The organism is Fulvivirga sp. (genome assembly GCF_040218215.1).
Taxonomy (GTDB): Bacteria; Bacteroidota; Bacteroidia; order Cytophagales; family Cyclobacteriaceae; genus Fulvivirga.
Window position 1 is genome coordinate 196,109 of record NZ_JAVJQL010000008.1, and the last position, 24,110, is coordinate 220,218.

Below are 24,110 nucleotides of genomic sequence, written 5' to 3' on the forward strand. Positions count from 1 at the left end.
TCAATAACCAATAAGCAACTCCTTTGTTATAATTTCTGGAAGCAAAATATACACATTGTCTGGAATATTAACCGTTCATTCCTTTGATAACACGTTTTTGACAAACATTTACTAATATTGAATATACAAAACCAAATAATATATAATGAGAAAAAAATCAACCCTACTTGCACTAGCTATTTTTGCGTTTGGCTTTGCTAGCGCTCAAAGTGCAGATGAAATAGTAACCAATTACTTTGAAAACACAGGCGGATATGACGCCTGGGGTAAGTTGGAAGGCCTCAAAATGACTGCTAAGGTAAATCAAGGTGGAATGGAAATACCTCTTGAAATTGTAGTATTGAAAGATGGTAAGCAATACACAAAAATTTCCCTTCAGGGCAATGAATATATGCAAGGTGTTTTTGATGGAGAAGTAGTTTGGAATACTAACTTTCAATCTTTATCAGCTGAAAAAGCTGATGCTGAAACAACTGCCAACCAAAAACTAGAAGCCAATGACTTCCCAAGTGACCTTTATGACTATAAGGATAAAGGCTACACTCTAGAGTTAATGGGTGAAGAGACTATAGAAGGCACAGAAACTTTCAAATTAAAGCTTACCAAAGAGCCTATTACTGTTGATGGAGCTGAGCAGGATAATGTTACTTTCTACTATTTTGACAAGGAAAACTTTGTTCTGTTAGCTGAAGAACAGGAAATACCTGCAGGTCCAGCCAAAGGAATGATGGGAATAGTAACTTTCAGTGATTATGATGAAGTAAGCGGTCTTTATTTCCCATTTTCTATGTCCCAGGGTATGAAAGGTGGACAAACTCAGCCTATCAAGTTTGAGACCATTGAAGCTAATCCAACAGTAGATGCTAAAGTGTTTGCATTTCCAGACGGAGAATAATTAAAACATTTAAACGAAGGTGTTTCAAAAGTTAAGCGTCATTGCGAACGCAGTGAAGCAATCTCTTCTAAGGACTTGCGAACAATCATGAGATTGCTTCGATTCCTCGCAAAGACGAGATTGTAATACTTTTGAATCACCTTCGTTTTTGTTTCCGATCAAATAAGTCAAAATCAACTAAAACAACATGAAAAAAATATTAATAGCTCTTTTTCTCGGAGCATCGTTATCTGCCTATGCCCAGGAGGAAATAGTCTTGAATGGTAAAGAACTCTTTGGGGATCTGAAAGCAAGACAAATAGGACCAGCATTGATGAGCGGTAGAATCACTGATCTTGAAGCCCACCCTACCAATAATAGAATAATTTATGCAGGTACTGCTGGTGGTGGTGTTTGGAAATCCAACGATGGTGGAGCTACTTTCAACCCTATTTTTGATGAACATGCCCAGTCCATTGGCGTTGTGGCTGTTGATCCTAATGATCCTGACAAGGTAATATGGGTGGGCACTGGTGAAACATGGACGCGTAACAGCACCTCTGTTGGTGACGGTCTTTATAAATCTATAGACGGTGGCACCAACTGGAAAAAAGTTGGCTTTGCCAACTCGGAAAGAATCAGCAGCATAGAAATTAACCCTAACAATTCCAACGAAATATATGTTGGGGTGCTTGGTGGGTTATATAAAGACAGCGAAGAACGTGGCGTATATAAAACCACAGATGGTGGCGCTACATGGAATAAAATCCTTTACTCTGATGGCAAAACAGGCTGCAGCGATCTTATAATGGATCCAAAAGATCCTAACATACTATATGCTGCCATGTGGGAGTTCAGAAGAACAGGATGGTCATTCAGTTCTGGTGGTGACAACAGTGCCTTATACAAATCAACAGATGCAGGTAAAACATGGAACAAGATTCACAATGGATTTCCTAAAGGCAAATTAGGCAGGTTTGCAATAGCAGTAGCCCCTTCAAACAGTAATATTCTTTACTCTGTAGTTGAGTCTGAGAAAAATGAAGATAAAGGCCTTTATAGATCGGATGATGCTGGTAAAAGCTGGACTCATCTTAACAGCGACTTTGGTCTTGTTGTAAGACCTTTCTACTTCTCAAGGATTGTGGTTGATCCAAGATATCCTGAAGTAGTTGTTAAAGCCGGTTTGTTTGGCTCCTTAAGCCGGGATGGCGGCAAAACCTTCAAAAGTCTTGGTCAAATGCATCCAGACATTCATGACATATTATTCGATATCAAAGATTCTGATAGAATCTATTCTGGAACAGATGGAGGTGTCTATCGTTCATGGAATGGCGGTACTACTTTCGAAATAGTATCTAATATCCCGGTTTCACAATTTTATCACATAAGTATTGATGATAAAGAGCCATATAACATCTATGGTGGTCTTCAGGATAATGGTTCATGGTATGGGCCATCAGCTTCTCCTGGAGGCATAGAGGCCAGGGATTGGAATGTACTCGGTTTTGGTGATGGTTTTAGGGTTTTGAAGCATCCAACAAAAGATTTTGTGTATTCTGAAATGCAGGGTGCAGAAAATGTATGGCGCTATGATATTATGAAGAAAAGAACAAAAACCGTTCAACCTTTACCTGTAAAGGGAGACCCTAAACTAAGGTTTAACTGGAACGCACCAATGGCCATTAGCAAGCACCAGCCTGACAGGTTTTATATGGGCAGCCAGTTTCTTCATAAGTCAGAAGATATGGGTGACACATGGGTTAAAATTTCCCCTGATCTAACCACCAATGATCCTAAAAAACAAGATCAGTCTAAATCTGGTGGTTTATCTGTTGACAACTCTGGTGCAGAAAACCATACAACAATTTTTACCATTGCAGAATCACCCTTAGATGAGAATGTGATTTGGGTAGGAACAGATGACGGAAACGTTCAAGTAACCAAAGATGGAGGAAAGAGCTGGACTAATACAGTTAAGAATATCCCAGGCCTACCTGCCAACACATGGTGTTATCATATTGAGGCCAGCGTCCATAACAAAGGAACGGCTTACGCTGTATTTGAAGGCCATACAACAGGCGATATGAAGACTTATGCCTACAAGACTACCGATTATGGGGCAACATGGAAATCGATAGTAACAGATGATATCTACGGTTTTGCCAGAAACATTCAGGAAGATTTTGTGCAGCCAGACTTGCTTTATTTAGGTACTGAATTTGGACTTTATATTACTATAGATGGAGGTAAGAATTGGAATAAGTTCACCAATAATATGCCAGCTGTGGCAGTTCATTATATTGAGTTAAGTGAAAAAACCAATGATCTAATACTGGGAACTCATGGCCGTGGTGTAATAATCATAGATGACATCAGTCCATTAAGACAAATCAGTCAGGACGTGTTACAACAAGACGTTCACTTTTTTGATAGTAAGCCAACGGTCATTAGTGAAGAGAGCAATTTCGGTGGTACCAGCACAGAACTGGAGTTTGTTGGACCTAATCCAAACAGGGATGCCAAGATCATCTACTACCTTAAAAAGCGTCATACATTTGGTAAAATGGCCATTGATATTTTAGATGAAAATGGCACCAAACTCATCGAGCTGACACCCGGTAAATCTAAAGGCATCAATGTAGTAACCTGGAACTACCTTATCAAACAACCAAAAATGGCAAAAGGAAAAACGTTAAGTTTTGGAGGTTTCACCTCACCAAGGGTGGCTGCTGGTAAATACAAAGTAGTAATGCGTAAGGGTAAAGACACATATGATACCGAACTGGAGCTAATTAATGACCCTAATTCGTTGCTTACAGATCAGGATAGGGTTGCACTTCATGAAACCACAATGAAGCTTTATAATATGTCAGAGCAACTGGCCTATCTGGTTTATAAAATAGATGAATCCATAGCCAAATCTGAGCAGGTCATGAGTGTAAATGCCAATGGCAAAAAAGTAGCAGAGCCAATTTCAAAAGAGCTAAATACATTAAAAGAGAAACTGGTAATTACTACTGGTGACAACTATGTTGGTTCCGCTGAACCTCAGCTTAGGGAAAAACTGTCAAATTTATACAGCAAGATAGCTTCAGGCTTTGAGCCTCCATCTTCTTCTGAAATTGAAAATATGACGCTATTGGAAGAACAGTTCAAAGACGCGCTTACCAATTTTGAAAAAGTACAAGGAAAGATGAACAAAATGAACAAGTTTATTGAAGAGGCCAAAATAGAACCAATCGTATTCAAGTCATACGAGGCATTTATTGAAGAATAAAAAATGATGAGTTCATATAAAAAGCGATGAGAGATCATCGCTTTTTTTGCTTTTGTCTACTCCGTGACAATAAGGTTTGGGATAAACAACATAGATTTGACCATGAAAAAAATCATCCTTATTCTATTAGTTTTGGTATTTATAGGTTGTCAACCAACTTCTAAAGAAGAAAATACCATAACGGGCGTTGACAAAGCGGAAACTTCGAAAATTGAATACCCGGAACTGCTCCAGAAAGCTTTAGATGCCCATGGCGGCTTAGACAAGTGGAACACGTATAATAGCTTGCAATACCAACTTGAAACCACTTTGGGAGAAAAGAAGGTAGAAACCCAACTGATTGATTTAAAATCCAGAAAAGTCCTGATTAAAGGCGATAGCTTTAAATTAGGCATGGATGGTGAGCAGGTATGGGTATCGCCAAATAAAGAAGCTTTCGGCACTATGCCCCCCAGGTTTTATCATAATTTGATATTTTATTTCTTCTCAATACCATATGTACTGGCAGACCCTGGAATACAATATGAAGATTTAGGAACCGTAACACTGGACAGCACTTCCTACAGAGCATTAAAAGTAAGCTATAACGAGGGTGTTGGTGATGCAGATGATGACTTCTACATTGCCCATTTTAATCCAGAGACCTATAAAATGGAATGGTTGCTTTATACAGTAACTTACTTCTCTGGAGAAAAGCACGAAAACTACAATGCACTAAAATATGACTGGCGAGAAGTCAATGGTCTTTGGGTTCCATCTGGCTTTACTGGCTACAAGTACACGGATGGAGTCATTGGCGATGTGCGCTACCAATCTGCCTTTACCAATGTAGTATTGTCAGAAGATAAGCCAGATCCATCGCTGTTTGAAATGCCGGCAGACGCTGAAATTGATTCCTTAAAGACTGAATAGCAGGTTTAAAGCTTACGTTTTAGTTCCATATCACTCAATTCAAGGTTCAATGCTTTAGTGCTAATTTGTAGTTCTCTTAGCGATATGGCCAAGGAGATGAGCAGGAACACCATGCTGGTGCCAAATATGTAATTACCGGCCTGTGTGGCATTCTGAAATAACATCAACATGCTAAGTACACAAAGAAAAAAGCTGAATACACCAAAAATCTGCATCAGCTTAATCAAAGACAAGCGTGCTTTAAGGTTTTCAATCTGTCCAATAATTGGCGTTGGGTGATCAGGACTATTCAAATGCTTCTGATGCAGGCTCCTGATTAACGTAGCTATGGCCAAAAAACGGTTGGTGTAAGCCAACAATAAAAGAGAAATAGCAGGAAAAAGTAAGGCTGGTGTTGTTAAATTTATGTCCATTGCAATTTTTATCTAAATTCGTGTTCTAAATTGACAAAGTTAAAAGTTATATCAACTATGAAAATCGCAAAAATATTAACCACGGCAGCACTTTTACTTTCAGCATTAACCATCAAAGCGCAGACAGATACCAATGCATTGCTTTGGGAAATATCAGGAAATGGGCTTGAAGAACCTTCTTACCTTTTTGGGATTCTAAAATTTATACCGGCTGATAAATACTACTTTCCAGAGAATGCAGAAGCTGCATTGAAAAAATGTAAAGTTGTAGCTACAGAAACAGGGCTAGACCATCATTCAAGGCACGAAATGAACAAAGCTGCGCATTTAGAGCATCATCAGTCTATAGATGAGTTTATTGGTGAAGACTACTACAAAAGTTTAAAATCCATATTTACCACTAAACTCAATGTATCAGATTTTAAATTTAATATGGTTTACAGCAAGTTTAAACCTGTTATGCTTTCAACAACAATGACAAGGTTGGCATTAGGTGAAAATATTAAATTTTATGAACTCGAGCTAACATCTAAAGCACATTCAATGGGGCTTGTGACTGTTTCTTTAGAGAGTATTGAAAAGGAAATAACCATGCTTGAAAAAATGACTTTGGAATCACAGACAAATGCATTGAAACATAGTATTGACAACTTTGATGAGCAGGTTGCCGACTATAAAAAACTGGTAGACTTTTATAAAGATGGAAATCTACATCAATCATTGGAATACACATTGCACCCAATTGAAAATGATGAAAAATTCGTTAAGCACTTCATTAATGAAAGAAATGCAGCATGGATTCCTAAAATTGAGAGTTATAGCAAACAAGCTCCAACATTTTATTTGCTGGGCGTTTCGCATTTAGCTGACGAACATGGTGTGATAGCCAAACTAAGAAACCAAGGCTATACAGTTAAAGCGGTTCAATAAGTTACTTCAAATCAAAAAGGTCTGATGCGCCAAGCATTTTGGTTTTAATCAGGCCTTCACCATATTCAGCACCAATAGCGTGGCCAAACTCTTTGCCTCTGGCCTCAATGAGCTTCATAAATTCCGGAGAAGAGATAAATGTTTCAGGCTCATTACTATTTGGATCATAAAATTGTGATGCAAAGCATCTGATAGCATCCATTTTCAACTCCCAGGAGTCACTCACATCAATAACAATATCAGGCATCAGTAAATTACTCTGAATGTAATGATAGGCGTATTTCGGCCTCCAAGGCTGTAAAAACTGTCCTTCATTATCAGACACTTCTACTTTAGTAAGCCCTGAAACAAAACATGCGTCCAGTTCGAGTTGTGCAGCCCTGCCATGGTCTGGATGACGATCTGTGGGGGCGTTTAACAAAACTATGTCAGGCTGATATTTGCGAATGGCCTGAACCAAAACAAGTTGGTTTTCTTTACTATTTCGAAAAAACCCATCTTCTAACCCAAGGTTTTCCCTTACAGTAAGCCCAAGTAATTCAGCTGACTTTCTGGCCTCCTTATCCCTAATTTCAGCTGTACCTCTGGTGCCTAGCTCTCCCCTTGTAAGGTCAACTACACCTACTTTATATCCTTTTTTAATATGTGTGGCCAGAATTCCTGCGCAGGCTAGTTCTGTATCATCAGGATGTGCCGCAAAAGCCAGTATATCTAATTTCATAATTGATTCTTTAATACAAACTACTTGGTGGTGAAGACTCCAAACTACTAAATACTTGAAAGACCGTCTGCCCGGCATTTCCATCTACTATAAAATCATATGTAGCATTGTCTTTTGAATGACTTTGAGTAACCAATTTAAATTTATTCGCTCCTTCGTCTAAAGGCACTCTGCCATACGATATATCGTGTGGCAGCGTCTGCCAGTTTCTGGTATCTGCTTTTTCAGTAAACGCATTCACAATAGAAAGTAACGCCCCCATGTTTTCATTTTCCTGCCTGGCGGCATATTCAGCTGCTTGTTTTACGGCCAACCTTATTAGGGAATTGGACAATTCCCTAACCATCCTATCCTCAAGTGTTACAAAAGCAATGGAAGAAATGTCCTGAACTTTTTCAAGATCATATTGATTGCCATCCAATTCAATTTTAGCAGAATGAAAGTAAGGCAATCGATCTGCATATTTAGGAAATGCTACCCTTACAATCTTCAAATCTCCCAACTGGCTCTTACCATCTGAATCTGTGGGTGCTGGAAATGGAAAGGTCATTCCATATTCCTTATTTTCAAAATTCACTATACCTCCCTGCCCTTTAACCACAAAAAAATTGATCGACCATTCGCTCTTTACAGGCCCTAAGCCATTGTGCCAAAAGAAAACCATTTCTCCTTTTTCAGAAGGTTTGTGCTCATATTTCATCGCAAACTCCTCTTCAAATTTGCTCAATTCAGAATTAAAGCCATTTAAATAAGCAGTCCTTAACAAATCCCTTTTCAACTGTTCAGGAGCAGAAACATTAAAAAAAGATGATGTCTTTTGATATGCTTCAAATGCATTTCTGTAGGCAATAAAAGCATCATTCACCTCTCCTGACGCTTCATATACAATACCCATTAAATTGTGGGCAAAAGGATCAATATCATATCGATTCTTTCGATTACCATACGTATCATTTAGCTCATTAAGTTTAATGTTAATTCTGCGGCATTCCACTAATGCCTCATCAAGTTGATTGAGCCTAAGATAATTAATGGCCTTAAAATAATGCATAAGCACCTTCTCATGATCTTCACCCACATAGGGCTTTACTGAGGAGTTGGTAAGGTAGCTGAGTGCCTCTAGTGAGTAGTTCTTTCGATAATCTTCAGTTAAATAGTAAGCCTGCTCGAAATAATCATTACTTTCTTGGTACTCACCCATCATTTGCAGCACAACTCCTTTTTGTAGGTTGTAGAGCAATTTATTATTGCCTTGGGAAAGTTTCTTATTTTTATCCAGGTAATTATTGGCCTCATCCATTTTACCTTGGGCAAAATAATCCTGGAATATGATATTCTTTTGATAAAAAGTAGCGCACCCCAACAAGAATATCAGGGGTAGAAAAAAGGAGTGCCGCAAAGCGGCACTTTTAATTTTAAACATCAACCAAAAGGTTTAATTGATGACTTTCTTAATTTTCTTACTTCCAATCCAAACCTTCTCATTTGTTTCCAGATGAGTAAGTTCCAGATCAGTTTGATAATAAACCAATTTTTCTTTGCTGTTAGAATCAGTTATTGAGTTAATGGTACCTTGAAGAATAAAATCAGCACCGCGCTCCATACCCCATTTTTTTGTGGTCTCAGCTGATGCAAATTCCTGCTGATCGGCCCTTTCCCTTCTAAGTTCTTCCCGCTCCTCACCACCTTGCACAACCCTTACTCGTCCAGCATTGATAAACTCCCGCTCTATATCAGTGGTAAAAGTCTCTGCGTTGATATGCTCACTGCTTTTATTTCTAATAATACCCACGATTATCGTTGGTTTCTTACCATTTTCATCCATAAAATCAGCCACCCACGGTCTGCTTAATCCATCTTTCACCATCTCTTCAGCTACTAGTCTGGAATCGGTGTCGTTCCATCTCCCACTCAAATCAATTTGGGAATCGGCATCAACTCTTGTAACAGTTTGTGAAGATGAACAAGCTAAAATCATTGCCATTGGCACTGCCATCATAATATTAAGGAAAGTCTTTTTCATGGTTTTATTTTTATACAGTTTCAAGCTCTCTTGATTGCAAAAACCGTTCCGTATCCAGTGCTCCCATACACCCTGTTCCTGCGGCTGTTACTGCCTGACGATATACCTTATCTGCCGCATCGCCTGTAACAAAAACGCCCTCTACGTTAGTCTTAGATGTGCCTGGAATAACCTTCAGATAACCAGTCTCATCCATATCCAAATAATCTTTAAAAATAGCTGTATTAGGAGAATGTCCGATAGCTACGAAGAAACCTGATACATCAATTTCCCTTTTCTCCCCTGTCTGGTTATTAACAACCCTGGCGCCAGTTACAGAATCTCCATCACCTAAAATTTCTTCTGTTTCCGTATTCCATAACACTTCAATGTTTGGAGTATTCAAAACCCGCTGTTGCATTATTTTGGATGCGCGTAATTCATCCCTTCTTACAATCATATAAACCTTTGGGCAAAGATTAGCCAGATAGGTAGCTTCTTCAGCTGCAGTGTCACCACCACCTACTAAAGCCACGTCTTTTCCTCTATAAAAGAAACCATCACAAACTGCACATGCAGAAACTCCTTTATTGTAATATTCCTTTTCTGAATCAAGTCCCAGATATTTAGCACTGGCTCCAGTAGAGATAATTACCGCCTCTGCAGTAATTTCATGTTTCTCGTCCACTATTGCTTTGTGAGGATATCCGGAAAAATCCACTGACGTTACCATTCCATATCTAACATCCGTCCCGAATCTTTCTGCTTGTTTTTGAAGATCCATCATCATTTGTGGGCCATTGATTCCATCTGGATAACCTGGAAAATTCTCAACATCATTAGTAGTGGTCAATTGCCCTCCGGGCTCACCTCCGGTTATTAGTACTGGATTCAATCCAGCCCTTGATGCATAAATTGCTGCAGTATATCCAGCAGGCCCAGAACCAATAATCAACACTTTTACTTTTTCTTCAGTCATTTTCAGTAAGTATAATTTAAATCAATTAACCCCAAACATTTCAAAATAGTTGTCCTCAGATACAATTATTCTTTCTTTTATTTGGTACGGCAAAATTAAAAAAATAAGGTCTCATTTTTCAATGAGACCTTATCATATTACTCTATCATTTAATAGCTATCCTAAATAAGGTTTTAAGGCTTTACTTCTTGATGTATGCCTTAGCCTTCTAATGGCCTTTTCTTTGATCTGGCGTACTCTTTCACGCGTTAAACTGAATTTCTCACCTATTTCTTCCAATGTCATGGAGTGCTCACCATTTAATCCGAAATACAAAGCAATTACATCTGACTCTCTCTGCGTTAAAGTCGATAAGGCTCTTTGCACCTCACGCCTCAATGAGTCATTCATTAACTCCGAATCGGGTTTTTCCTCTAAGTCATTTTCCAGAACGTCCAATAAGCTATTTTCTTCACCCTGAATAAAAGGGGCATCCATTGATACATGGCGACCCGATATCTTCATGGTATCTACAACCTCCGCTGTTGTAACTTCCAAAACTTCTGCTAACTCATCAGGTGATGGTTCCCGCTCAAACTTTTGTTCAAGTTCAGAAAAGGTCTTAGAAATTTTATTTAATGAACCTACACGGTTCAAAGGTAATCTCACTATTCTTGATTGCTCTGCCAAGGCTTGCAGGATTGACTGACGAATCCACCATACGGCATAAGAAATGAATTTGAAGCCCCTGGTCTCATCAAAACGCTGAGCGGCTTTTATTAAACCAAGGTTTCCCTCATTGATTAAATCTCCGAGTGACAAACCTTGGTTTTGATATTGCTTTGCAACTGAAACTACAAATCTAAGATTTGCTTTGGTCAGTTTTTCAAGTGCTAGCTGATCTCCTTCTCTAATTCGTTGTGCCAGTTCCACCTCTTCATCGGGTGTCAACAAATCCACCTTACCAATTTCCTGCAGATACTTATCGAGAGACTGGCTCTCCCTATTGGTAATCTGCTTACTGATCTTAAGCTGCCTCATTCAATGTTATTGTTAGTTCCTACTGACCAACAACGATTTTAAAGAATTAACAGCCAAATGGCAAGATTTGTAGAAAATTTAATTAGCGCCTTCTTCTTTTTTCTCAGGTTTAGGAAGAAGCACTTTTCTTGAAAGTCTGTATTTTCCAGTCTTCTTATCTACTTCAACAAGCTTAACCTTAACTTTCTCTCCTACTTCCATTACGCCATCCATCTTTTCTACTCTTTCCCACTTGATCTCTGAGATGTGTAGTAGACCATCTTTTCCTGGCATAAATTCAACAAAAGCACCAAATGGCATAATAGACTTAACCACTCCGTCATAAGTTTCTCCTACTTCTGGCATAGCCACAATAGCCCTAACCTTAGCAAGAGCACCATCCATAGCATCCTTGTTAACAGCGAAAATACTTACAACACCGTGGTTATCAACTTCTTCGATAACTACAGTAGCTCCAGTATCCTTCTGAATCTGCTGAATAACTTTACCACCGGGCCCTATTACTGCACCTATAAGCTCTTTATCAATTTTCAAGACTACAGATCTTGGTGCTGTTGGTTTAAGATCATCTTTAGGCTCAGCAAGTGTCTTCTTCATTTCATTCAAAATATGAAGTCTGCCTTCTCTTGCCTGATCCAATGCTTTCTTAAGCACATCATAAGATAAGCCGTCAACCTTAATATCCATTTGAGTAGCTGTAATACCGTCTTCTGTACCAGTTACTTTAAAGTCCATATCTCCAAGGTGATCTTCATCACCCAAAATATCGCTGAGAATAGCAAATTTTCCGGTTTTGCTATCAGAGATCATACCCATGGCTATACCAGAAACAGGCTTCTTAATTTGAATACCCGCATCCATTAAAGCTAAAGACCCTGCGCAAACGGTAGCCATTGAAGATGAACCGTTAGATTCCAGAATGTCAGAAACAACTCTTATTGTATATGGATTTTCCTCAGGAAGAACTACTTTAAGTGCTCTCCATGCCAAGTTTCCGTGTCCTACTTCCCTTCTACCTGGTCCTCTGTTTGGTCTAACTTCACCAGTAGAAAATCCAGGGAAATTATAATGAAGCATGAATTTGTTGAAACCAGAATACATGGCTCCGTCTATCATCTGTTCATCAAGCTTTGTACCTAACGTAACAGTGCTTAATGACTGAGTCTCCCCTCTGGTAAATACAGAGGAACCGTGTGCATTTGGCAAATAATCAACTTCTGACCAGATAGGTCTTATTTCATTTAATTTTCTACCATCAAGACGCTTATTTTCTTCTAAAACAAGGTTTCTGCAAGCTTCTTTCTGTATTGATTTATAGTAACGGCTAATTAAGGCAGCATCATGTTCGTGATCTTCAGGAAGGCTTTCTATATACTCATTTTTAAGTGCACTAAATGCTTCTGATCTTTCGTTTTTATCAGCAGACTGCTTTGCAGCAATAGCATAAGCCTTATCATAAAGCTTAGCTTTCATATCCGCCTTTAACTCTTCATCATTAATCTCATGAGAGTATTCTCTCTTTTCTGTCTTACCTGCTTCCTTCTCAAGTTCCATTTGAACTTTACACTGTTCTTTAATAGCCTCATGAGCAATTTTAATTGCTTCAAGCATATCTTCTTCAGAACATTCCTTCATCTCACCTTCTACCATTAAGATGTTATCATAACTGGCAGCAACTATAAGGTCTAGATCAGCTAGCTCTTTTTGAGACTTAGTAGGGTTAACTATCCAGGCACCTTCAACTCTTGATACTCTAGCTTCAGATATTGGTCCGTTAAATGGGATATCAGAAACCGCCAGTGCCGCTGAAGCTGACAAAGCAGCCAAAGCATCTGGTAATGACTCTTCGTCACCAGAAATTAAAGAAATAGCTACTTGAATATCAGCGTGATAATCGTCTGGGAACATCGGCCTGATAGCTCTGTCAACCAATCGACTGATCAATATTTCATAATCAGAAAGCCTGCTTTCCCTTTTAAGGAATCCACCAGGTATTTTACCAGTAGAAGCGAACTTCTCTTGATAATCAACTGATAATGGTAAAAAATCTACACCTTCTTTGGCCTCTTTGTTGGCCACCACTGTAGTGAGAAGCATGGTGTTACCCATTCTCACAACCACTGATCCATGAGCTTGTTTCGCTAACTTGCCAGTTTCAATGGTGATGGTTCTCCCATCAGGTAGGTTAATGGTTTTGTTAATAATTTGCATATATAATTTATTGTTGTAAAAATTTTCTGTTGGCTTGCCGAACTAAAATAGTAATAAACAGAAAAAAGGGAACCTTTGAGGTTCCCTTTTTAATTACTTTCTTAATTTCAATTCTGCAAGAATTGCACGATATCTCTCGATATCCGTCTTGTGAAGATAATTCAATAATTTTCTTCTCTTACCCACAAGTTTCAAAAGACCTTGTTGTGTTGAGTAGTCTTTTTTGTTTTTCTTCATGTGCTCTGTAAGGTGAAGAATACGGTGGGTAAAAAGTGCTATTTGAGATTCAGCAGATCCTGTATCTTTCTTAGACTTTAACCGACCATGATTCTCAAAAAGCTCTTCCTTTTTTTCTTTCTGTAAATACATGCTTAGCAAAAGTTATTTGTTCGTTAAAAATTAAGGTGCAAAAGTATCAATATGAATAACAATTAACAACACTTAATCAGAATTTTCTTCTAGGGATAGTTTACCCTTTTTACGCCACCTATTAAACTTCTCAATCATTACACTATAGAAATCGGCCTCAAACAATCTGGCATCATTCCTAGCTTGCCTCAAGAAAAACAGGCCTATTGGGAGGAGTAATATGTTTGCCGACCAAATGGCCCACATTGGATCAAGATAATCCTGTTTCGCCCATTTCTCGCCCGTCATGGTAAATACATAGTATATAATGAAGAATATAATGGACATGAGAACCGGCATACCTAACCCACCTCGCTTAATAATGGCTCCAAGGGGGGCACCTATTAAAAACATAACAATACAAGCAAATGAGTTGGCCAAAATCTTATGGTACTGAATGTCAAACACGTTCTTCTCGTATACATAGCGCTCCAAAGACTGGTTGTGCGATTGCACCTTACTTTTTGTTTGCCTAATATTATTTAAGGAGGTTTGAATAACACTCAATAGCTGACCTGAAGAATCGTTTTCCAGATATCTAACTATTTCCAAGTGTGAAAGGGTATCATATATATAAATTTTACTATTCGTTCTTCTTGCCACCACTTTAGGTTTTGTATCATCAAGCTTTGGAAGTTTAAGGTTTCTATTTTCCCTTTCTAAATTTCTTGCCGCCACTGACTTCTGCCGCCTTTTTAGAGCCTGATTGGGTTCCGCATCCTGCTTTTTCCTATTTTCCTTTACTGCGGATTTTTTAATTTTATTGACAGAAGTACTGACTTTTAATTGCTGAAGTGAGTCCTGTTTTTCAGCCTCTTGCTGTTCCTTTAACAATTCCCTGGCCGCATCAAGAGAGTCTCTTTCTTCTTTAAAACTCACCAAATCGGCAGGCATTTGAAGGCTGTCTTCCCTTAAGTGGTAATAAAAAGCATAATGTGAGTCGTTAAACACGTTAAGCTTAGTATCCATTATTCTTCGGTTTACAGAGTCAACATCATCATTTAGCTGATTAAGGTTTCGCATAATCCTGTTACCTTCAAATAGGCTTTGATTAGTGCGGTCCATACCAAATGATGAAAGGTCAAGTACATATTCACTCCTTGTAAAACTACTTCTAGACATTGTCTCCTCTGCCCTTGGCTTACCTCCTGCCTCACTGTAATCCTCAAAGTAGAAATTACCATTAAACAGTTCGAGTTTTAAATACCTCTCATTATTGATCATATACATTGCACCTGAGTCTGCAAGCGTAATTTTCTTGTTGCCAGTCTGTCCACGATGATCATAAATGATTATATCTTCGATAGTCTTTCCATCATCATGTTTTTTATCGACTTTAATGTTAAAGTCTGGAATACCATTATAAAAAGCACCTTGCTTTAAATCCAGAGCAGGCTTCTTTTGTTTAATGTCCCAAAGGAGGCTATAGGCCTCGAGAGCTGCTTTGGGCACAAAATAGTTATTAGAGTAAAATGCAAAAACGGTAAGAAGTAATACAAATCCAAAAATGGGTAAAAGTGCTCTTAAAAGTGATATTCCAGCACTTTTGATAGCTGTAAGCTCAAAGTGCTCACCCAGATTTCCGAATGTCATTAGAGAGGATAGCAATACAGCCAAAGGCAAAGCTATGGGTGTCATAAAGATGGCAAAATAAAAAAGTAGTTGCCCCAGGATATCCCAGCCCAAATCCTTACCCACTATGTCATCAAAATATTTGAGCATATGTTGGGTAAGCAATATGAATACCACCACTAAAAAGGTCAGAAAAAATGGCCCCAGAAATGAGGACAGTATTAACTTATCTAATTTCTTCATTCAACGGTCTTGTCAGCAAAAAGGAGACCAAAATTAAATAAAGAACAATAGAAAGCTCAACCCCCGACTGTTTCTTTTAAATTATCGATTAAACCTTGCCACAAATCGTATAATTCGTCCACATCTTCCATTTCTGAATAGTCTGTTATTTTAATAAACACAGACTGCGTAAGCTCATTAAGCTCAAGCCTAATTTCAAAGTATGCCGGGTCATCATCATGCTCACCATTCTCAGGTAAAAACTCAAATTTCACATAGTGATTTGTCCGATGAGAGACCATTTTAGCCTTATGGTCTTCTTCATCCCAGATAAAATTATAGACTTTATCTTCATCTATGGTCACATCATCAGCAAACCACTGAGACAAACCGCTAGCAGAATTTAAGTACTGATAGAGCATCTGTTTAGATGCATTAATCTCAAAATCTCCAGTAAATAGGAATTTACTCATATCACACTCTTTAGTTGATTTTAAGATATGTTAATTTTGTGAAAGTGGCAACATAAATAAAAATTAAAAAGCCTTTGGAATATAAATCTCAAACTTTGTAAGTTTGCGCTCCGTTTCAGACGGATAAAATGAATTGGCGAGGTAGCTCAGATGGTTAGAGCGCAGGATTCATAACCCTGAGGTCGGGGGTTCAATTCCCCCTCTCGCTACGAAATCAAGGCAGCCCTAAAGCTGCCTTTTTTTGTTATGATCTACACAGTATATGCCTTGTACAGCTCTAAGTTTAGCAAAATATATATCGGCTACACTTCTGACATAAAGAATAGACTTGATAGCCATAATATTTATTCGACTAAAGGGTATACTTCTAAATTTAGGCCTTGGATTTTGGTTTACACTGAAGAATATCCATCAAAAGCAATGGCCATTAAAAGAGAAAAACAACTTAAATCTGCAGCTGGAAGGAAATTTATTTGGGAGTTAATCAGTAAACTGAACTAGCCTGGCAGGATTCTTATCCGCCAGCTGGCGGACGGGGGTTCAATTCCCCCTCTCGCTACGAAATCAAGGCAGCCCTAAAGCTGCCTTTTTTTTTGTTTTGATACTCCAAAACGGGTCAGGTTCTTAAAACTGAACAGCCCTCTAGTTTAGCTTAATACAGGCTTTCTGTTACCCATATAAACCAATAACATTACCGAGGGAAACATGATAATGCTATAAATTGCTGATGGAATGGTCATTACTGAGTTTTGTAAAATACCCGCAGCAATGGCTATGCCCAACGTACCATTTACAATACCCACTTCAACTCCTAATGCCAATGCCTGTGCTTTGTTTTTAGTGATTGCCATAGTAATGTAATAGCTAAAAAGCATACCCGAAAGATTGAGGAATAAGGATAAAGGGCCGGCTTTTGCAAAAAATTCACCGAGATTAGCTCTTTCTTTAATCAGCACTGCTGCAATAATCAACACTAAAAAAACTGCTGAAAGTATCTTTACTGGTCGCTCCGCTTTTTGTGACAGTTTGGGATATTTACCATGAATGACCATCCCAACAAATACAGGCACAACGGTAATGGCCAATATCTGCCCAATAGTTTTTAGCAACGGAAGTTCGATCTTCTGACTTTCACCCATAAACTGCAGCATACCAAAATCAACCATCAATGGGATGGTAAACACGGTGATGATACTGGCTATTGCAGTTAGGGTTATGGAAAGTGCCACATCGCCTTTGGCCAGATGGGTAATTAAATTAGTGGTAGCACCTCCAGGACAGGCCGCTAGTAATACAAAACCTACAGCCAGCTCAGGATCCAAGGGGAAAATGTACAACATGCCGAAAGTAAGGACAGGGATAAAAAGGAGTTTTAGTGCAAGCCCTACCCCTACTGCTTTAGGAAACAAAATTACATTTCTAAAATCGTTAGGCTTTAAAGTTAGACCCATACCCAACATAATGATAAATAAAGCGAGAGGTAAAAAGAGCTGTGTCAGAAGATTTGTTTCCACTTATTGTAGCATTTAAGATTTTGAACTATAACGACCTAAACTATTTAAAAAATCAATAAACTCCTAGCCTCGGCACTTTGGGGCTTTCTTATTAAACACTGGGTAGCTGTGAAAAAATGAGTGTCTTGCCGATTCGCCAAGGCAGGTATCAGGTTATAGGTTACCAATCTTTTTTGTAGCATACCAAACACAAAAAATAGGAACCTTAATTATGCAAGAGATTATTCCCAATATATTTCACTATCAATGGCGCTTCGCCTTTTTATCAATAAATCCTCCCTCAAATAATTTCTTTGTCTAAATTTGAATTTCATTTTTTTCAAATAGACTATGTTTCCAAATATCGATCCCACTTCAACTCCTGCATGGAACAAGTTAGCCACGCATTACTACGATATGAGCAAAACTCATATGCGAGAGCTTTTCAAAACCGATGCAGACAGATATAATAAGTTTCATTTAAAGTTTAATGATATCGTTATTGATTATTCTAAAAATAGAATAAATGATGAGACTATAGGAACACTACTTGAGCTTTGCGAGCAAACAAATCTAAAAGCGGCTATTGATGCCATGTTTGGTGGTGAAGCGATCAATAGAACAGAAAACAGATCTGTATTGCACACTGCACTTCGCAATGCATCCAACACCCCTATTATAGTGGATGGTGAAGATGTGATGCCAGATGTGAATCGGGTTTTGGCTCAAATTGAAGGGTTTTCAAATCAGATTATATCTGGAGGCTGGAAAGGGTATTCAGGGAAAGCCATTACATCAATTGTAAATATTGGTATTGGCGGATCAGACTTGGGACCAGTTATGGTGACTGAAGCACTCAAACCTTACAAGGAGCAAAACATTGAGACCTATTTTGTATCTAATGTTGACGGGACACACATAGCAGAGACCTTAAAAAAAGTTGACCCTGAAACAACGCTATTTATGATAGCCTCTAAAACCTTTACCACTCAGGAGACCATGACCAACGCTCACTCTGCGCGTAGTTGGTTTCTTGAAAATGGTAGCAATGAAGAAGGTATCAAAAAACACTTTGTAGCCATTTCGACCAATGCCAGTGCTGTTGCTGAATTTGGTATTGATACTGCCAATATGTTTGAGTTTTGGGACTGGGTTGGTGGCCGCTATTCTTTATGGTCAGCCATTGGTTTGTCAATAGCCTGTACAATAGGCTTTAAAAACTTCAAAGAACTGCTTGAAGGTGCCCATGAGATGGACAATCATTTCGCCAATGAATCTTTTGATAAAAACGCCCCTGTAATACTTGCGCTGCTAGGCATTTGGTATAACAACTTCTTTAATGCCGAAGCACAAGCCCTATTACCATATGACCAATACATGCACCGTTTTGCCGCATATTTTCAGCAAGGCGATATGGAGAGTAATGGTAAGTCAGTAGATAGAAATGGAGACGAAGTCCATCATCAAACAGGGCCTATCATTTGGGGCGAACCTGGCACGAATGGTCAGCATGCGTTTTATCAATTGATACACCAAGGCACTAAACTTATTCCATGCGATTTTCTTGCCCCTGCCCTAAGCCACAATCCTATTGGGGATCATCATGACAAATTGATGGCCAATTTCTTTGCCCAAACAGAAGCCCTGATGAATGGAAAAACCGAAGGTGAAGTTGTAGCAGAATTGAAAGCCGATGGAATGTCTGATGTAGAAATTGAGGATTTGAAGGCTTTCAAAGTATTTGAAGGTAACAGGCCAACAAACTCTATATTGTTTAAAAAACTAACTCCAAGAACATTGGGCAGCCTTATAGCCATGTACGAGCACAAGATTTTTGTTCAAGGTGTGATTTGGAATATTTTTAGTTTTGACCAATGGGGAGTTGAATTGGGTAAACAATTGGCCAAAAAGATTCTTCCAGAGTTGAGCGGTGATAGTAAAGTAGAAAGCCATGACAGCTCTACAAATGGCCTAATCAATGAATACAAAGCTTATAAAAATAAATTTTAAGGTTTACGAAACTTTTATCGTAAAATAACGATTAAGGAGGCATGGGTTTATCAAAGACAGAAAAATTCACAGAAAAGCAGAACAGGATGGCCGTGCTGGCGAAGGCTTTAGGCCATCCTGCGCGCATTGCCATTATTGAGTATCTGACGAGAGCTCAGTCATGCGTATGTGGTGATATCGTTAACGAGCTGCCACTTTCCCAATCCACCGTTTCTCAGCATTTAAAAGAGCTAAAAGATGCAGGCCTGATTAAAGGTACCATTGATGGGCCAAGTGTTTGCTATTGCATTAATGCTGAAGTGTGGGGAGAAGCGAAAGGGCAATTAGGAGACTTGTTTGCTTCATACCCTGTGAATAACTGCTGTTAAAAAAATTTGCCCTTATCTATCGTATTATTACGATTTAAAATGTTAAACTTTATAAAATTATAACAATGGAAAATTTCACAACCAGAATGCACGTAAGCTACTCCGTAACTAACATAGAAAAGACAGTAGCCTTCTATAACAAGTTTTTTGAAACCCAGCCTGTTAAAACCAAACAGGGTTATGCAAAATATCTGCTCGATGAGCCTTCTTTGAACATTAGCTTTGTTCAAGGTGGGAAGGTAAACCCACAGCATGTTCACTTCGGCATTGAAGTCAACAATCCGGAATTATTAAAATCTAAACTTGGTAACGCATTAACTCAGAACCTTCCTGTTGATGAAGAAAAAGAGGTGAAGTGCTGCTATGCCAAGCAAGATAAGTTTTGGGTGACCGATCCTGATGGCTATAAATGGGAAGTTTTCAAGTTTCTTGAAGATGTGGAGCAGAATGATGAAAAATATTCAGAAGAAGCAGCCTGCTGCTCTTAAGGCTATGCAAAAACAACACACCGAGCTTTTGTAGCCAGGTTTGTTGAGACTTTTGCACTGGTGCTACCATGTACCAGTGCAATTGGTTTTTAAGTATTTTTACCAAATAACAACCTGAATTTTTATGATAAAACAATTAGACCTCAGCTACTTACCAGAAATACTTAAGCTCTTGGATGACCACGGCTTACCTGTAAAAGATATTGACTTAACCCATCAGAAGTTCTGGGGCCTGTTTCATGAAGGCCAAATGACTGGGATAGGTGCTTTGGAAATTAAAGGGGACTTTGCTCTATTGCGCTCTCTTGCCATCCAGCAGAAATACCAAAATAAGGGGTATGGCAATCAGGTATTGAACACGCTTCTTGCTGCATCCGGCAGAATGGGAATTAAGCAACTTTACTTGCTCACAGAAACTGCCTCGCCTTTCTTCCTAAGAAACAATTTTATAAAAATAGACCGGAATATGGTTCCTAAGGAAATTTTAGATACTGAAGAATTCAAGTCCATTTGTCCTTCTACAGCCATCTGTATGACTTATAATATTAAATCGTGATTTTCTCAATGCCTCCAGCATTAAAAATGGGAGACTTATGTATTTAAAAAATATTGCCTTATTATCTAACACAACTTACAGATCCATTTTATACTCTACCACCCTATAAGTTTCCTGAAAACCCAATGACTCATGAAAGCGTTGCGAGCCGATGTTGGTAAGTTCCACATCACTTGCCAGTTCAGTACACCCTTTGCTTCTTGCCCATTCCTTTATCCATTCAATAACACCTTTACCTAAACCCTTTCCACGTTGTCCTTCTATGATATAAATACCTTCAATATAGGCAACAGGGCTTGACAGGCATCCATCAACCATATTTCTTAAGCTTAACTCAACCAATCCTATAAATACACCATTATTAATTATCAAAAAGGACTCTTGCCAGTCACTCTTTTCAATTTGTAACATCTCCTCATGATCAAACTCTTCTGAAAGGTCATGATACAAAGCCCTTCTTAACTTAAACCATAGATCATAATTAGATTGAGCACCTACAAATTCCATTTTAATCTGTTATTAGACTCTTGAATTAGATTATTAAATATACGCCCCCTAAATAAATATATTGAAATAACCCTTTGTCAAACACACCCCTTTATTAATAACAATCCAGTTTAAAAAGGTCAGCAATCGGTTGCATAAATTACAGCAAGAATTTAATCTGGAATAAACTTTATTAAGATGAATTAATCTGCTTATTTCGTCCTCATAAGACCAGAAAAATGAGCAAAGGGAATAAGAAATACTTCATTATTGATTTTGACAGTACGTTTACGCAGGTTGAAGCACTGGACATTTTAGGTGAAATATCCTTAAAAGATTCACCGGAAAGAGCTAGCAGACTTCAGCAAATAAAAGACATTACAGATAAGGGAATGAATGGCTCATTTTCGTTTCGTGAGTCTCTGGAACAACGTATTAGCATTCTCAACGCCCATAAAAATCATCTCCCAAAGCTTGTAGAAGAATTGAAAAAAGTGGTATCGACATCTTTTAAAAGGAATGCCGATTTCTTCGAGAAATATGCTGATAGGATTTATATCATTTCCAATGGTTTTAAAGACTTCATCGTGCCTATTGTTGGCGACTACTATATTAAACCTGAAAATGTTTGTGCCAATGAATTCGAATTTGACACTGATGGTAATATTGTAGGGTTTGATAAAGAAAATGTGCTTTCATCTAACAATGGAAAAGTTGAGCAGTTAAAATCTTTAGAATTAAAAGGCGATATTTATGTGATTGGTGACGGGTACACCGACTATGAAATAAAAGCCGCTGGTCTTGCCAATAAGTTTTACGCTTTCACAGAAAATGTGGAAAGGGCCAACGTAACAGAAAATGCCGATCATATTACTCCTAGTTTTGATGAATTTTTATACCTGAATAAATTGAACACCGCAATATCATATCCTAAGAATAGAATTAATGTTCTTCTTTTAGAAAGTGTACATTCCAAGGCCATTGAGAATTTAAAAAAGGAAGGATACAATGTAGAGGTCTACCCTGCCGGACTGGATGAGGATGAGCTCGTAAAGAAAATCAAGAATGTCTCTATCCTTGGTATCCGATCAAAAACCCAGGTCACAAAAAGAGTATTAGACAATGCTAACCGGTTAATTTCAATAGGTGCTTTTTGTATTGGAACAAACCAAATTGATTTAGAAGCCTGTCTTGAGAAAGGTGTTGCCGTTTTCAATGCACCTTTTAGCAATACCCGATCAGTCGTAGAAATGGCCATTTCTGAGATTATATTGCTGCTTCGTCAGTTAAGTGACAGGTCAGCTAAAATGCATGAAGGGATTTGGGATAAGTCGGCCAAAGGAAGTTTTGAAATCAGGGGTAAAAAGTTAGGAATTATAGGCTATGGCAATATAGGAGCTCAGTTATCGGTGCTGGCCGAATCCATCGGCCTTCAGGTCTTATATTTTGATATAGAAGAAAAATTAGCATTAGGTAATGCCACTAAATGTGAAAGCCTTGAAGAACTGCTTGGCGAATCTGATATTATATCACTTCATGTTGATGGGCGAAAAGAAAATGCTAACATCATTGGTGAGAAAGAATTCAAACAAATGAAAGATGGAGTTATCTTTTTAAATTTAAGCCGAGGCCATGTAGTTGATATAGACGCCCTGAAAAACAACATATTAAACAGTAAAATTGCAGGGGCTGGCATTGACGTTTTCCCAGAAGAGCCGAAAAGTAATGATGATGAATTCGTTTCTCCTTTAAGAGGCCTGCCCAATGTACTCTTAACTCCGCATATTGGGGGAAGCACCTTGGAAGCACAGGAAAATATAGCCACTTTTGTCCCAAATAAGATTATGGAATATATAAACACTGGTAGCACCACCAATAGTGTCAATTTCCCTAACCTGCAGTTGCCAACGCTTCAGAATGCTCACCGTTTGATTCATATTCACTTAAACATGCCTGGCATTCTGGCTAAAATCAATCAGGTATTAGCAGATCATCAGATCAATATTGTAGGTCAATACTTGAAGACCAATGAAGTCATTGGGTATGTTATTACCGACATTGACAAAGAATACGACAAGGATGTGATAAAGGCACTAAGAAGTATAGAACATACCATTAAATTCAGGGTTTTGTATTAATTTAACCCTATGGATACTTTGTCAGATATTGCTGTTGCCGATAAATTTTATGAAAGTTTCGCTAGTCGAGACATAGATGGCATGCTCTCCTGTTACCATGACAATGTAACATTTGAAGACCCTGCATTTGGAAAATTAACAGGTTCTAAGGCTCATAATATGTGGCGCATGCTTCTTCAGCAAGGAGATGCAGGCTTAAAAATAACGCACACTACTCCTATTGTTAAAAATGATAAGGTTGTTACCAATTGGGAGGCACACTACAAATTTTCCAAAACTGGCCGACAAGTTCACAATATTATTACCGCCAATATGACCATTAAAGATGGGAAAATCATTGACCATAAAGATGCGTTTGACATTTGGCGATGGAGCCGTATGGCATTGGGCACAACTGGATTCTTGCTTGGCTTTACACCATTGGTGAAAAATAAAATTCGCTCACAAGCTCTAAAAGCCTTAAAGAAGTTTGAAAGCCAGCAATAGTTGGCCTTTCAACTTCAAATTATTTACTTGCATTTTAATTTTGGCATTAATTCTGTAGAATGCAGTTG

At 38.3% G+C, this 24,110-nt stretch carries 23 protein-coding genes and 1 tRNA gene; 12 read left to right on the forward strand and 12 right to left on the reverse strand.

Annotation, left to right across the window (positions count from 1 at the left end; genetic code table 11):
- Window positions 1–145 precede the first annotated feature (145 nt).
- The 3 genes from RIB54_RS03015 (at window position 146) to RIB54_RS03025 (ending at window position 5,066) form a co-directional block, all read left to right on the forward strand.
- Complete coding sequence (locus RIB54_RS03015; RefSeq protein WP_350099216.1) at window positions 146–895, forward strand: outer membrane lipoprotein-sorting protein; 750 nt, start codon at window positions 146–148, stop codon at window positions 893–895.
- 187 nt (window positions 896–1,082) lie between these two features.
- Complete coding sequence (locus RIB54_RS03020; RefSeq protein WP_350099217.1) at window positions 1,083–4,154, forward strand: WD40/YVTN/BNR-like repeat-containing protein; 3,072 nt, start codon at window positions 1,083–1,085, stop codon at window positions 4,152–4,154.
- Window positions 4,155–4,256: 102 nt separating this feature from the next.
- Window positions 4,257–5,066, forward strand: coding sequence for a DUF6503 family protein (locus tag RIB54_RS03025; RefSeq protein ID WP_350069993.1), 810 nt, complete (start codon window positions 4,257–4,259; stop codon window positions 5,064–5,066).
- Window positions 5,067–5,071: 5 nt separating this feature from the next.
- On the opposite strand, the gene RIB54_RS03030 is transcribed toward RIB54_RS03025, so the two are convergent.
- Window positions 5,072–5,479 (reverse strand): DUF2721 domain-containing protein, encoded by a 408-nt coding sequence (locus tag RIB54_RS03030; protein ID WP_350099218.1) that lies wholly within the window; start codon window positions 5,477–5,479, stop codon window positions 5,072–5,074.
- A 57-nt stretch (window positions 5,480–5,536) separates the two neighbouring features.
- Here RIB54_RS03030 and RIB54_RS03035 point away from each other — a divergent pair, with 57 nt between their 5' ends.
- Window positions 5,537–6,409 carry a TraB/GumN family protein gene (locus tag RIB54_RS03035; protein ID WP_350099219.1) on the forward strand — a complete coding sequence of 291 codons (873 nt, stop codon included), beginning with the start codon at window positions 5,537–5,539 and terminating at the stop codon, window positions 6,407–6,409.
- A gap of 1 nt (window position 6,410) precedes the next feature.
- On the opposite strand, the gene bshB1 is transcribed toward RIB54_RS03035, so the two are convergent.
- The 9 genes from bshB1 to RIB54_RS03080 form a co-directional block, all read right to left on the reverse strand.
- The gene (bshB1, locus tag RIB54_RS03040; protein ID WP_350099220.1) at window positions 6,411–7,130 is read right to left on the reverse strand and encodes a bacillithiol biosynthesis deacetylase BshB1; all 720 of its coding nucleotides are present in this window, start codon (window positions 7,128–7,130) and stop codon (window positions 6,411–6,413) included.
- A 10-nt stretch (window positions 7,131–7,140) separates the two neighbouring features.
- Complete coding sequence (locus tag RIB54_RS03045) at window positions 7,141–8,553, reverse strand: COG3014 family protein (RefSeq protein ID WP_350099221.1); 1,413 nt, start codon at window positions 8,551–8,553, stop codon at window positions 7,141–7,143.
- A 12-nt stretch (window positions 8,554–8,565) separates the two neighbouring features.
- A complete protein-coding gene (locus RIB54_RS03050; RefSeq protein WP_350099222.1) occupies window positions 8,566–9,153 on the reverse strand; it encodes a penicillin-binding protein activator LpoB in 588 nt (195 codons plus the stop codon).
- Window positions 9,154–9,163: 10 nt separating this feature from the next.
- On the reverse strand, window positions 9,164–10,111 hold the full coding sequence (trxB, locus tag RIB54_RS03055; protein WP_350099223.1) for a thioredoxin-disulfide reductase: 948 nt from the start codon (window positions 10,109–10,111) through the stop codon (window positions 9,164–9,166).
- Window positions 10,112–10,267: 156 nt separating this feature from the next.
- A complete protein-coding gene (locus RIB54_RS03060; RefSeq protein ID WP_350069971.1) occupies window positions 10,268–11,131 on the reverse strand; it encodes a sigma-70 family RNA polymerase sigma factor in 864 nt (287 codons plus the stop codon).
- A gap of 78 nt (window positions 11,132–11,209) precedes the next feature.
- Complete coding sequence (gene pnp, locus RIB54_RS03065) at window positions 11,210–13,342, reverse strand: polyribonucleotide nucleotidyltransferase (RefSeq protein ID WP_350069968.1); 2,133 nt, start codon at window positions 13,340–13,342, stop codon at window positions 11,210–11,212.
- Between the two features lie 93 nt (window positions 13,343–13,435).
- Window positions 13,436–13,711, reverse strand: coding sequence for a 30S ribosomal protein S15 (gene rpsO, locus RIB54_RS03070; RefSeq protein ID WP_155185488.1), 276 nt, complete (start codon window positions 13,709–13,711; stop codon window positions 13,436–13,438).
- Between the two features lie 72 nt (window positions 13,712–13,783).
- Window positions 13,784–15,565, reverse strand: coding sequence for an LptF/LptG family permease (locus RIB54_RS03075; RefSeq protein ID WP_350069965.1), 1,782 nt, complete (start codon window positions 15,563–15,565; stop codon window positions 13,784–13,786).
- A 56-nt stretch (window positions 15,566–15,621) separates the two neighbouring features.
- Window positions 15,622–16,017 (reverse strand): START-like domain-containing protein, encoded by a 396-nt coding sequence (locus RIB54_RS03080; RefSeq protein WP_350069962.1) that lies wholly within the window; start codon window positions 16,015–16,017, stop codon window positions 15,622–15,624.
- A gap of 135 nt (window positions 16,018–16,152) precedes the next feature.
- Between RIB54_RS03080 and RIB54_RS03085 the strand changes: the two genes are divergently transcribed.
- Together RIB54_RS03085 and RIB54_RS03090 are read left to right on the forward strand one after the other, a co-directional pair.
- Window positions 16,153–16,226: transfer RNA gene (locus tag RIB54_RS03085), tRNA-Met, on the forward strand.
- Between the two features lie 37 nt (window positions 16,227–16,263).
- On the forward strand, window positions 16,264–16,518 hold the full coding sequence (locus tag RIB54_RS03090; protein ID WP_350099224.1) for a GIY-YIG nuclease family protein: 255 nt from the start codon (window positions 16,264–16,266) through the stop codon (window positions 16,516–16,518).
- Between the two features lie 146 nt (window positions 16,519–16,664).
- Here the strand turns inward: RIB54_RS03090 and RIB54_RS03095 are convergent, their stop codons facing one another.
- Window positions 16,665–17,531, reverse strand: coding sequence for a bile acid:sodium symporter family protein (locus tag RIB54_RS03095; RefSeq protein WP_350099225.1), 867 nt, complete (start codon window positions 17,529–17,531; stop codon window positions 16,665–16,667).
- A gap of 330 nt (window positions 17,532–17,861) precedes the next feature.
- Between RIB54_RS03095 and pgi the strand changes: the two genes are divergently transcribed.
- The 4 genes from pgi (at window position 17,862) to arsN2 (ending at window position 20,932) form a co-directional block, all read left to right on the forward strand.
- The gene (pgi, locus tag RIB54_RS03100) at window positions 17,862–19,520 is read left to right on the forward strand and encodes a glucose-6-phosphate isomerase (RefSeq protein WP_350099226.1); all 1,659 of its coding nucleotides are present in this window, start codon (window positions 17,862–17,864) and stop codon (window positions 19,518–19,520) included.
- 41 nt (window positions 19,521–19,561) lie between these two features.
- Entirely contained in the window at window positions 19,562–19,888 is a 327-nt protein-coding gene (locus RIB54_RS03105) for an ArsR/SmtB family transcription factor (protein WP_350069950.1), read from the forward strand.
- A 65-nt stretch (window positions 19,889–19,953) separates the two neighbouring features.
- Window positions 19,954–20,376: an ArsI/CadI family heavy metal resistance metalloenzyme gene (locus RIB54_RS03110; protein WP_350099227.1), complete on the forward strand. Its 423-nt coding sequence runs from the start codon at window positions 19,954–19,956 to the stop codon at window positions 20,374–20,376.
- A gap of 124 nt (window positions 20,377–20,500) precedes the next feature.
- Window positions 20,501–20,932: an arsenic resistance N-acetyltransferase ArsN2 gene (arsN2, locus tag RIB54_RS03115; RefSeq protein ID WP_350099228.1), complete on the forward strand. Its 432-nt coding sequence runs from the start codon at window positions 20,501–20,503 to the stop codon at window positions 20,930–20,932.
- A gap of 75 nt (window positions 20,933–21,007) precedes the next feature.
- Here the strand turns inward: arsN2 and RIB54_RS03120 are convergent, their stop codons facing one another.
- On the reverse strand, window positions 21,008–21,439 hold the full coding sequence (locus tag RIB54_RS03120) for a GNAT family N-acetyltransferase (protein WP_350099229.1): 432 nt from the start codon (window positions 21,437–21,439) through the stop codon (window positions 21,008–21,010).
- 218 nt (window positions 21,440–21,657) lie between these two features.
- On the opposite strand from RIB54_RS03120, the gene serA reads away from it, so the two are divergent.
- Window positions 21,658–23,556 (forward strand): phosphoglycerate dehydrogenase, encoded by a 1,899-nt coding sequence (serA, locus tag RIB54_RS03125; protein WP_350099230.1) that lies wholly within the window; start codon window positions 21,658–21,660, stop codon window positions 23,554–23,556.
- Window positions 23,557–23,574: 18 nt separating this feature from the next.
- Window positions 23,575–24,042, forward strand: a complete 468-nt coding sequence (locus RIB54_RS03130; RefSeq protein ID WP_350099231.1) for a nuclear transport factor 2 family protein — start codon at window positions 23,575–23,577, stop codon at window positions 24,040–24,042.
- Window positions 24,043–24,110: the final 68 nt, after the last annotated feature.

What these genes read in the sequence shown, in the direction of transcription:
- RIB54_RS03015 (WP_350099216.1), top strand. Translation starts at nt 146, where the DNA reads ATGAGAAAAAAATCAACCCTACTTGCACTAGCTATTTTTGCGTTTGGC.
- RIB54_RS03020 (WP_350099217.1), top strand. Translation starts at nt 1,083, where the DNA reads ATGAAAAAAATATTAATAGCTCTTTTTCTCGGAGCATCGTTATCTGCC.
- RIB54_RS03025 (WP_350069993.1), top strand. Translation starts at nt 4,257, where the DNA reads ATGAAAAAAATCATCCTTATTCTATTAGTTTTGGTATTTATAGGTTGT.
- RIB54_RS03030 (WP_350099218.1), bottom strand. Translation starts at nt 5,479, where the DNA reads ATGGACATAAATTTAACAACACCAGCCTTACTTTTTCCTGCTATTTCT.
- RIB54_RS03035 (WP_350099219.1), top strand. Translation starts at nt 5,537, where the DNA reads ATGAAAATCGCAAAAATATTAACCACGGCAGCACTTTTACTTTCAGCA.
- bshB1 (WP_350099220.1), bottom strand. Translation starts at nt 7,130, where the DNA reads ATGAAATTAGATATACTGGCTTTTGCGGCACATCCTGATGATACAGAA.
- RIB54_RS03045 (WP_350099221.1), bottom strand. Translation starts at nt 8,553, where the DNA reads ATGTTTAAAATTAAAAGTGCCGCTTTGCGGCACTCCTTTTTTCTACCC.
- RIB54_RS03050 (WP_350099222.1), bottom strand. Translation starts at nt 9,153, where the DNA reads ATGAAAAAGACTTTCCTTAATATTATGATGGCAGTGCCAATGGCAATG.
- trxB (WP_350099223.1), bottom strand. Translation starts at nt 10,111, where the DNA reads ATGACTGAAGAAAAAGTAAAAGTGTTGATTATTGGTTCTGGGCCTGCT.
- RIB54_RS03060 (WP_350069971.1), bottom strand. Translation starts at nt 11,131, where the DNA reads ATGAGGCAGCTTAAGATCAGTAAGCAGATTACCAATAGGGAGAGCCAG.
- pnp (WP_350069968.1), bottom strand. Translation starts at nt 13,342, where the DNA reads ATGCAAATTATTAACAAAACCATTAACCTACCTGATGGGAGAACCATC.
- rpsO (WP_155185488.1), bottom strand. Translation starts at nt 13,711, where the DNA reads ATGTATTTACAGAAAGAAAAAAAGGAAGAGCTTTTTGAGAATCATGGT.
- RIB54_RS03075 (WP_350069965.1), bottom strand. Translation starts at nt 15,565, where the DNA reads ATGAAGAAATTAGATAAGTTAATACTGTCCTCATTTCTGGGGCCATTT.
- RIB54_RS03080 (WP_350069962.1), bottom strand. Translation starts at nt 16,017, where the DNA reads ATGAGTAAATTCCTATTTACTGGAGATTTTGAGATTAATGCATCTAAA.
- RIB54_RS03090 (WP_350099224.1), top strand. Translation starts at nt 16,264, where the DNA reads ATGATCTACACAGTATATGCCTTGTACAGCTCTAAGTTTAGCAAAATA.
- pgi (WP_350099226.1), top strand. Translation starts at nt 17,862, where the DNA reads ATGTTTCCAAATATCGATCCCACTTCAACTCCTGCATGGAACAAGTTA.
- RIB54_RS03105 (WP_350069950.1), top strand. Translation starts at nt 19,562, where the DNA reads ATGGGTTTATCAAAGACAGAAAAATTCACAGAAAAGCAGAACAGGATG.
- RIB54_RS03110 (WP_350099227.1), top strand. Translation starts at nt 19,954, where the DNA reads ATGGAAAATTTCACAACCAGAATGCACGTAAGCTACTCCGTAACTAAC.
- arsN2 (WP_350099228.1), top strand. Translation starts at nt 20,501, where the DNA reads ATGATAAAACAATTAGACCTCAGCTACTTACCAGAAATACTTAAGCTC.
- RIB54_RS03120 (WP_350099229.1), bottom strand. Translation starts at nt 21,439, where the DNA reads ATGGAATTTGTAGGTGCTCAATCTAATTATGATCTATGGTTTAAGTTA.
- serA (WP_350099230.1), top strand. Translation starts at nt 21,658, where the DNA reads ATGAGCAAAGGGAATAAGAAATACTTCATTATTGATTTTGACAGTACG.